Origin of the sequence: Bartonella sp. TS82HLJMH (assembly GCF_042193495.1) — a bacterium.
In the GTDB taxonomy this organism is placed as follows: Bacteria; Pseudomonadota; Alphaproteobacteria; order Rhizobiales; family Rhizobiaceae; genus Bartonella; species Bartonella grahamii.
The window spans coordinates 77,527-86,794 of sequence record NZ_JBHILU010000010.1; the positions used below are offsets into that span (position 1 = coordinate 77,527).

6 protein-coding genes and 2 pseudogenes are annotated in these 9,268 nt (G+C 36.0%); 4 read left to right on the plus strand and 4 right to left on the minus strand.

Annotated features, from left to right (window positions below):
• The first annotated feature begins 44 nt into the window (after nucleotides 1-44).
• Genes ACFIKO_RS06330 through ACFIKO_RS06345 form a run of 4 tightly spaced genes read left to right on the plus strand, consistent with a single transcriptional unit; the run spans nucleotide 45 to nucleotide 4,040 of the window.
• Nucleotides 45-698: a hypothetical protein gene (locus ACFIKO_RS06330; protein ID WP_375673535.1), complete on the plus strand. Its 654-nt coding sequence runs from the start codon at nucleotides 45-47 to the stop codon at nucleotides 696-698.
• A complete protein-coding gene (locus ACFIKO_RS06335) occupies nucleotides 691-2,475 on the plus strand; it encodes an MFS transporter (protein WP_208433112.1) in 1,785 nt (594 codons plus the stop codon). The genes ACFIKO_RS06330 and ACFIKO_RS06335 overlap by 8 nt, the downstream gene beginning before the upstream one ends.
• Nucleotides 2,465-3,079, plus strand: a complete 615-nt coding sequence (locus ACFIKO_RS06340; protein ID WP_375620100.1) for a hypothetical protein — start codon at nucleotides 2,465-2,467, stop codon at nucleotides 3,077-3,079. The genes ACFIKO_RS06335 and ACFIKO_RS06340 overlap by 11 nt, the downstream gene beginning before the upstream one ends.
• Nucleotides 3,048-4,040: a hypothetical protein gene (locus tag ACFIKO_RS06345; protein WP_375673536.1), complete on the plus strand. Its 993-nt coding sequence runs from the start codon at nucleotides 3,048-3,050 to the stop codon at nucleotides 4,038-4,040. The genes ACFIKO_RS06340 and ACFIKO_RS06345 overlap by 32 nt, the downstream gene beginning before the upstream one ends.
• 897 nt (nucleotides 4,041-4,937) lie before the next feature.
• Here ACFIKO_RS06345 and ACFIKO_RS06350 read toward each other — a convergent pair.
• From ACFIKO_RS06350 to ACFIKO_RS06365, 4 genes and pseudogenes are all read right to left on the minus strand, one after another.
• Nucleotides 4,938-6,440 (minus strand): annotated as a pseudogene (locus ACFIKO_RS06350) (YfjI family protein).
• Nucleotides 6,441-6,456: 16 nt separating this feature from the next.
• Nucleotides 6,457-7,343, minus strand: a pseudogene (locus tag ACFIKO_RS06355) (toprim domain-containing protein).
• Nucleotides 7,344-7,441: 98 nt separating this feature from the next.
• Complete coding sequence (locus ACFIKO_RS06360; RefSeq protein WP_375673537.1) at nucleotides 7,442-7,642, minus strand: helix-turn-helix transcriptional regulator; 201 nt, start codon at nucleotides 7,640-7,642, stop codon at nucleotides 7,442-7,444.
• Nucleotides 7,643-7,849: 207 nt separating this feature from the next.
• A complete protein-coding gene (locus tag ACFIKO_RS06365) occupies nucleotides 7,850-9,016 on the minus strand; it encodes a tyrosine-type recombinase/integrase (protein ID WP_375673538.1) in 1,167 nt (388 codons plus the stop codon).
• Nucleotides 9,017-9,268 lie beyond the last annotated feature (252 nt).

Consider the following 9,268-nt stretch of genomic DNA (forward strand, 5'->3'; position numbering starts at 1 on the left):
ATTTATGGATTTCACAGTATGACATAAAAGAAATTGTTATTTCTATGGATTCGACTAGTGTCCAAGGATATTATGATATACGGGGGGCGAATAAATTTGATCGTGTGTGGAAAAACATTGAAACAGTTAAGAATCTTCGACCTCTGCAAACTATAGGAATAAGAGCGACAGTTACTAAAGAGATTCTAGAAAATATTATTAATTTTATCGATTTTTGTATAAGCAAAGATGTCGATTATATCGGATTCAGCCCGCTCGATACGTCGTCATTTAGTTTTTCTAGAAAAAATAATACAAAGGATCGATCTAAGGCTTTAAGAAACAAAATTCTTCCGCCAAACGCCTCACTTTTTCATTTGAGAGATGAATTATCAAGGAAAGAATCCCCCCTCCAGATTTATATAGATAAAAAGTTCCAAGAAAGGAAAATCTCATGGACGTCACAAAATTTTGTAAATTGTATTAATTATTACTTAGGCGAAAATTCTACGTACGTTTCGTCGCCGTTAATGTGTTTATTTCCATTTTCATCCTTGGTATTGGACTATAATGGAGATTTAAAAAATTGCTTTTATTCAGAAGCTTTTGGGAATCTACAAAATTATGAGGCAATAGATTGGTCTGCTCAAAGCGTTTTAAAATCTTTGAAAGAATCTGGCGCATGTAGCGGATGTCGTGGGAAGGTATTTTGTGGATAAGGTTAAGCAATTTAAGATTTATAGTGTTAGCAAGTCTACTGCTCTAGTGGTTGCTGTTTTACCACTTTTTTTGTCGGAAAAATTGCATTTGTCGCAAGCGGATATTGTTTTAATCGGTAGTTATTTTTTATTGCTTCCTTTGATCTTAGAAGTCCCCTTGGGTTTATTATCAGATGTTTATGGAAGTAAGCGCGTTATTTATACTGGGCTGTTTTTCTTTCTTTGCGGTTTTTTAGCTCTTTTTATGAATTATGCATATTTTGCTTACGCCACTTATTTGTTGTGTATTACATTAGCAGCCGCTTGTTTCTCAGGTGCGGAAGATAGTTTACTCTTTTCTGTAGTACCAAAGCATCGCACACTGTTTTCCGTTAAGTCCGAAGTGGCTGCTGTTACCTATAGTGTGACAACGGTACTTATTTTTTTAGGGGGAATACTTTATTATGTGCATCCTGCATTGCCTGTGATTTTTCAAGTCCTTTCATTAATTTTTGCTATTTTTATGTTTTCAAAACTGACGAAGGGATTAGATAGTTTTCATATCAACGCTCATCCGAGTATTTTCACAGTTATGTGCGCCAGCCGTAAAGAAGTCAAAAATCCTTATCGCTTCACTCTTATTTTTTTAAGTGCAGTTTCAGCTTTTGCTATTTTGGTTAATAATCGAACTGTTTCTATCGCATTTTCTGATTTTTTGCCATTTCAACCTGCTATTTTGGTTTCAATTATTTTTATCATTGGGAATTTTTTTTCAGCAAGTTCCAATATATTGTTTCAGAAGTATTTTTCAAAGTTTCAAAATCCTATTTTTCCCGTCTTAATGATTGGTTGTATGGTAACCATTGCTTTTTTTCTCATGTCATTTCAAATCATTGCGGCTCTTATATTAGGATTTTTACTTCTATGTGTTTTTAAATCTGCTTATCGATCTTATCTGTCGTCTCTTCTTATAAATTCACTGATTGATCCCAAAGCTATCGCGACTGTTTTATCATTTACAGCCATTATTACAGCTGTTGTATCCTTTGCATTCAGTTTTTTATACGGTCATGTTTTTTCAACATTCTGGCAAGCTAATTTGTGGTTGGCAGTGATTATGGCTGTGATTTTTGGGGTGTCTGCTTTAATTATTTTTGTCAGAAAACAAGAAATCATTTGGTTACAGCCTGAAAATGCACAATCGTCAAAACAACATTTCTTGAAACGCAAGCATCAAGAGTTTTGCTATGGGCAAATTTATCCGGAAGCATCGTGCATTAATGAAAACATCAAGGATGGCTCTTTTCGACAAAGTCTCTATCCTGCACCAAATTTGATAACACTTTGCGATGAAGTAATCGAATGGGAGTTTATCCGGGGTACTGTATTGAGCCAAATGGACTTGCTACATCAAAAGGCGATTATTGATCAAATCAATAAGATCTTTCAAGATCGATTAAGCAAGAATATAATCTTATCACATGGAGATTTACATCCTGATAATATCATTGTTACTCCTGATAGTTCTTTTATGGTAGTGGATTGGGATTTATGTCAAGAAGCCAGTCCGGAATTGGATATCTTAACATTTTTCACCAGTCCAAGATTATCTCTCAATTTAGAAGAACGGATAGACTATATTTCTCATTTGCTGTCTATATCAAAGGATGAAGCTTTACCAATGATAAAAGCGTTTGTGGCTAAAAAAATTTCTGATCTTTGTCTATACCAAAATATTTTCATGAAACAATTAGTATTGGATTATATGAACTTGAATAAGAAAATTCATGGGCGATAATATTGTAATTTGTAATAAAAATTGCAGTGCGGGATGCAATCATTGTCCGTATTCGATGGAATGTATGGTGAGAGATGACGCGTTGCCTGAATCTTTATATACAATAAATGACATAAAATCTGATTTTATTATTCTTTCTGGTGGAGAGCCTTTTGAGCTCGATAATGATTTACTTCATAAATATACTTGTATGTGTCTCATTTGTAAAAAATATTTTCGGATTGCAACAGGGGGGCATATCTATATTCAACCATATTTGAAGCTATTAAAGAGTAATCCGTTCTTTTTAGGGATACAAATAGGCACAGATGTTATTTCAGAGATAAGAAATCTAGACAGTAAAAAATATAAACAAAAGTGGGTGCGTAACATAGAATGTATGAAAAAATATAGCGTACCATATAGTGTGACGATTACTTTATCGGAGAGATTCGATTTGGCAGAAGTGTTAGCTCTAATATGTATCGCTACTCCCGAGTTCATTTTAGTTAATTTTGAAAATAGAAAAAAGTACGAGAATACATTTCAGTTAAATATGATACGGGATTTTTTTTCTGGCTGTGAGATAAAATATGGATATACGCATCAGAGTTTACACCAATAAATATAAATTATCGGATTCTTTTCACAGTTCTTCTGGTGTGTTAGTTGAAAAAACAGAACTGATAATTTTATTTACTGTTCGGGATAAAGTTATTTCGCCCTTTGCTATGGAGTTGCCATTGTCACCTAGTCACGGAGAAATGCCGGACGATTTTATAAAATCTGTAAATGAAAGATCAATAAATAAAAGTAAACACTTTTCAAATTCTTTAAGCTATTTCTTTGGGTTGGAAGATTTTTTTAAAAAAGTTGAAATGGCTAAAATTATTAATTCTGGATTAATAAAATCTATTAAAACGATAGGAATAGGTGAAATTATTGATGATGAGATACGTAATTACGATTTGATAAAATTGAAATCATCGAATCAGTATTTGGATGATACAATTGCAATTGTTAATGAAAACAAAAATGTAAAATTTATTATTGATTTCAATGCAAGTATTAATTTTGAGCAGTGGAATTATCCTATTGATAGGATAGATAAGAATAATTTGTTTGGAATAGAACAGCCTATGAAATTTCCTTCAAAAATTCCAGATTTTGGTTTCTTAAATATCGCTGATGAGACATTCGTGAAATGTGGTTATGAAAAAATTCACGAATATGGCTATAATGCTTTTGTCTATAAGCCATTTGCAAGTAATATTAAAGAATTATATAAGTGTTTTGAGAATAAAAATAACTACGTTGGTATGGTTGGAAGTAATGTTTCTGGCCCTTTAGATTGTAGTTTTTGTAACATCATAAATCATTATATGCCTACCAAATTAGCAGGAAATCGTGCAAGTAATTTTGAAGCGCATCCGTTAAATAATAAAACTGAGGATTTAATGAGAATTCGAGAAAAAAAGATATATCTCTCTGATGAATTGTTTATTTATCTTGATAAATTTTGCCGAAAGGTATCGGATTTGTATTTTGATATGAATAAATTAAAAGAAACTGCTACAAATATATAGTGTTTCCCACTCTGAAGCAGCTATGTTTCGTGAATAGATATAGGGCATACCGATGGAAGAACGATATGGTGCTTGTCTCATGTATCGGAATCTTATATACTAAAAGTGTCAAAGATGGTGGCAAAATTGGCTTTGATTTTTTTGATATTAGCAGTAATTTAAACAGCAACTTGCCTTTTTTATTCAAGATTTTTGATGAGAAAGAATTATAGGTATTTCAGCTTGATGTTTATTATAAAGCTGAGCTCAACCCCAATCAGAACAGTATAGCAGGTGGCCTTTCTTACTTAAAGGGGGCTAGCTAAGAAGCATACGCTTGTTATTATATCGAATGTTCTCAATTTGCATTCGATTAAACTTACAAATTAAGATGGCGTTTATTCTAATACCATCAATACTGGGCTTATAGATTAAACATTCAAGTCCAATAGTTCGCAGAACAAATGAGCCATGCATCCAAAATGCCAATTACGAGTAATATAAATCCAGATGATATTGTAGCTGATATTCACGTAATACCATCAATACTCCCAAATGACTTCTATTATCGTAAGTTTTTCTTTTCTCTAGAGATAATCACCAATGTCATAAAAATATATTTTACCATACTGTTGCACGTTTGGACTTTTTACAAAAATAGAAATTTCCATAGAGTAGCTCGAGATCCTAAACAAAAATATTAAAATATAATGTTTTTTATTATTTAAAAAATAACATAAACATTGGAATAACTCTCCAAAAGCAACAAAACTCTTTGTAAGAAGAACTCTGATCATTTTCTTTGAAAAAAGAGCAATGAAGAGAATATCACTAAAAAGAGCTTTGAGCGATTGGCTTGAAAAACTCTCAAAAGAGATTTCTCTATTGTGTGGTCCTATGATTTTTCACCAAGGTGGGCTATTCATAGCGTTTTGTAGGCCGACTGCCTTTTGGGTTTTTTGTCTTCATAAATTTCACGAAGATAGTTGCAACAGCATAAAAGCTCTAAAGTTTGTTGAATAATTCCTTTATCCTTTAAAAGCTTCCAATCACGCTTATAAACATCTCGTGCAGCTAAAACCATCTGGTAAATGATCACAAGGCTCTACAATGAGTTTTGCATGACTTAACAAATAGGGTGATCAACACAATGTCATAGGGAGTGAAGGCAAGCCTATTTCAAAACGCCCTCCTTCAACAAGTTCAAAAATCAATGCAAGGGTTGGTATGGTTTTATTCATTTTCAAAAGATGCGCTTGTAAACTTGATGAGAAATGACCTCCTTTGATTGTTCTTTGAAAATTTTCCCACCATTCACGAAACATTTCTTGAGCTTCAGTAGAAAAGCGTATGGTAATAGGGTGTTTTGGTGATCCTAAAGGTTTATCATAAAGAGAACGAAAAATTCTTTGATAACTTTCCCATGCTTTTTGATTGGGAGGTCTATCAACCCATAACCGCTCTTGTCGTTCATCGGGCCACACCAGCATTTGAAATCGTTGCAATAAGCCGTCATTATTTGTTCCATGGTGTATTGCTTGAATAATGGGAATAATCCGTGAAGGTTGAATGCCCCCAATAATGGAAATGGTTGCATTGGGAATAAAAATGGTTCCACGTCCTATACGGTCATAGGTGTATGATTTTTTGCCATTAAAAGCTGTTAGATAAAAAGAACGGTCTGTTTGATATTCTCTTCGTTCCAGATTGGCTAAAAAGCCAGACAATTCATCACGCACCATTAAGAGACCGCGGGGGGGCTTGTAAGAGTTCCCCAAGCTTTTCAACAGTGATATCATTGACAATAAAACGAGAGACATCATAATCATTGTCTTTAGAGAGGGTTTCAGACAAAAGAGCACGGGCTGTTTCAAGATCTCCTTTTTGTATTGCTTTATGGGCTTGTTTTTGCTTTTCGGATTTGTCTAAAGTCTCAAGTATCTCTTCAATTTCTTGTCTCTCTTTCTGCTTTAGCCACTCTTTATACCATTTCTTTTGAAGGCAAGTGATAGGAGCTAAAGCGGCTTGCATGGTAGGTGTTTTCATCGTTGAAGGTTGACCAATAAGAGCGCCCCAGAGATTAGGGACAATCTTCCAATCATCATGCTGTTTTGGAGCAACCCGCACGTCATTGCCAATGAGAGCAGCCAAGCCACACACAGCAGCGACAGCCACAAAATCGAGAGGAGCTTGTTGACGATCAGCAACGTCATAAACATAGCGACTTAAAGTTAAAGGCATTTGCGTAACATGAAAAGGCTCAACGGGTAAGAGAGTATATTCAAGTGGTTTTAATCCCCCCCCCCAACCGTTTTGTTGCAAGGCTTGTTCATAAGGAATTGCTTCTAAACAAGTATTATCATTTAAAGAAACATTATCGTTATCATTGAATGAAACATTTTGATTGTTGGTATCTACAATATTATTTTATTCTCTCTCATTTATTTATACCTTTCAGTATCAAAAAATCATTGAAATCTAGACCGTAGGGGGCTTGCATGATAAAGACCTCAAAGCCTTGGCTATAAGCACGCGCAGCTAGGGTAAAACCTGCTTTACGACCCGCATCATCGCCGTCCATTGCAATTGTCAGACGTCCTTTTATCGGGGGTAAATTCACACGCATCATGCCACTGGTTGAAAGAGACGCCCATAAATCAACGGGCTCTGATAACAACCCAGACAGAAGAGACAGACCCGTTTCAATGCCTTCACAAATGACCAGATGTTTTGGATTGGTTTGACTTAAATGCACCCCACCACCCGTTACAGATCCCAACATGGCTTTTGCTGGTCTTTGATCTGTTTTGCAGCCATTGTCTTTTAAAAAGGTTCTATGAATGGCAAAGGAGCCAGCACCCTTAACAAGAGCAACCAACGCGGGCAGTGTAATTCCAGAGGGGTGTGGACATTTGTCGTGAAAACGTAAATCGGGAGGCAACTTACATGTAATACCCCGCATACGTAAATAGGTTTCTGCTAAAGTATTTTTGATTGGTTGTGGCTTTGTTGCCAAATTGCTTTTGCTCTCTCTGCTTTCTGTTTTGCTCGTTTGAAATCAGCAGAAATCTGTTTTGAGAAAGAAGGGGCGTGATCATAAGCTTGTTTTCCAAGCAAGCCAATTCTAATGAGCGCTTGTATGATCTCTCTAAAAGAGCAGCCAGCATAACAAGTGAGTAAAAGACGCCCATCATATCCATTGGCAAGGGATAAGCTAGGCAGCCTATCATCATGAGCAGGGCAACGGGCTATCCCATAATATCCATGCCAACCCCCGGCACAGCACCGTGTAATACCCTGCGCATTCTTAAAAGAACACATCATTTTAAATCCTATAACGTTGCGTCATAGGACGGATTGTGCACTCTTTAGATTGATGAGTTTGAGAAAGCCTTGTCCGTCCTTATGTGACAAGGTTTTTTTTATGCCGCGTCACTTTGACGTTGCTGTTTTGCTTGCTCGATTACATTGATAAGATCTGATTGTAACCAACGCGATAAAAAACCAAATTTTAAAGGTTTTGGTAAAGAGCTATTGGTAACATGACGGCGGAATGTTGAGACACTCATATGAAGCAGTTTTGCACTTTCACGGTCTGTCAAAAGAATATCATTTTCTGTCATAATAAAATCCTTTCTATCAAAAAATGAGAACAAATCATAACTATTTATTAACCACATTTTAGTTCATTTAGAAAGATGTTTTATTCATAGAAAACAATATTTTATTATACAATTTCTAATGTGATAATTTATGAGTCTTATTGAGAAAGAATGAGAGAGAAGAGAGCTAAAGTTATCCACAGATAATGGGGTTATTCACCCCATATCTTAAGATTGACCCGTGACATAAGCCGCCCATTTATCCATATAGACACGACGCTGTTCTAGATAGTCAGTACGACGATAGGCACGCTCTACTTTACCGCCTACCGTATGACTTAGAATGGTTTCAGCGACCTCATAGGGAGCATCGGTTGTTTCAGCGAGCCAATTGCGTAAACTAGAACAAAAACCATGGGGGCAGGCTTCAAGTTTATTATGTCTCATATATTTTGCCATACAATTCTCAGCAAGGGGAGCACGACCGGAAAAAGACAGAATGAAATTACTTTTGGAAATACAACGGGCTTGTTTAATCACTTTTAGCGCTTCAGATGATAGAGGTACGCGAAATTCTGTTGTAGCGTCACGCAAACCTTTCATATTCTCAGCAGGAATAGTCCATATATCATCTTCAATCTGATCTTCACGAATATGACGCAAAGGGTTGGTACGAACGCCTGTCAGGATAAGCAAGCGCAAAGCCAGTTGTGTTATGTTTTGTGTTTTACAGAGTAACTGATAAAAGGCGGGGACATCTTTCCAATCCATTGCAGGTCTATTAGTGGTTTTATGACGTTGTTTACCTAAGAGCGCGCGTGCTTTTTCTGTTGCTTGTAAATCAACATCTAACCCTAATGCAGCCGCATGTTTGAGACAAAGATTAAGACGATTTAGTGCTTTCTCTGCTGTTGCAGCTTTTGTATGCCAGATAGGAGCAAGGGTATTGCGTATCTCTGTTTGTGTAATCTCTGAAACGGGCAGACAGCCTAATTTTGGGAGAATATGAAGGCGTAATGGTAAAAACCAATCACAAGCTTTACCATCTCTTTTTAATTCAGCTTTACGGCTTTCAAAAGCATCTAGAGCAATATCTTTTAAATAATGGAGATTGCGCATTGCCTCACGCTTTTGTTTATCGCGTTCTTTAATGGGGTCACGACCCTCATGTAAAACAGCACGCCATTGGTTTGCCAATTCACGGGCTTTTTTTAAAGAGACATGTCTTAAGGCGCCCAAGCCCATTTCACGGCGCCGACCGTGAATGGTATAACGATAAAGCCATTGAGCACCACCATCTTTACGCTTATGGAGGATCAAGCCGGCACCATCATTATATTTGCCAGCTCCCAATGTTGCGACAGCCCTTGCGTTAAGACGATTCATAAGAACCATTTTCATTCCTTTCTTATACAGTTTTACCCACACACTCATCCCACTTGTTATGTGCAAGTAAGTGGTTTTAGTTGATTCAACATAAACAGACTTGAAATGAGAGAATCTTAGAATATTCGAGACTCTCATTCAACATACAAAACAGTAAATTATCATTATAAATCAGTGTGTTGTAGGTTTACAGAAAAAGACAAGCCGCCTCGCTTACCTTGGTTTATCAGGAGCCCCTTTGCTAATTTTTTATATTATTCA

Excerpts from the sequence above, each read along its gene's own strand:
- ACFIKO_RS06330 (WP_375673535.1), top strand. The coding sequence starts at position 45 with ATGGATTCGACTAGTGTCCAAGGATATTATGATATACGGGGGGCGAAT.
- ACFIKO_RS06340 (WP_375620100.1), top strand. The coding sequence starts at position 2,465 with ATGGGCGATAATATTGTAATTTGTAATAAAAATTGCAGTGCGGGATGC.
- ACFIKO_RS06345 (WP_375673536.1), top strand. The coding sequence starts at position 3,048 with ATGGATATACGCATCAGAGTTTACACCAATAAATATAAATTATCGGAT.
- ACFIKO_RS06360 (WP_375673537.1), bottom strand. The coding sequence starts at position 7,642 with ATGACAGAAAATGATATTCTTTTGACAGACCGTGAAAGTGCAAAACTG.
- ACFIKO_RS06365 (WP_375673538.1), bottom strand. The coding sequence starts at position 9,016 with ATGGTTCTTATGAATCGTCTTAACGCAAGGGCTGTCGCAACATTGGGA.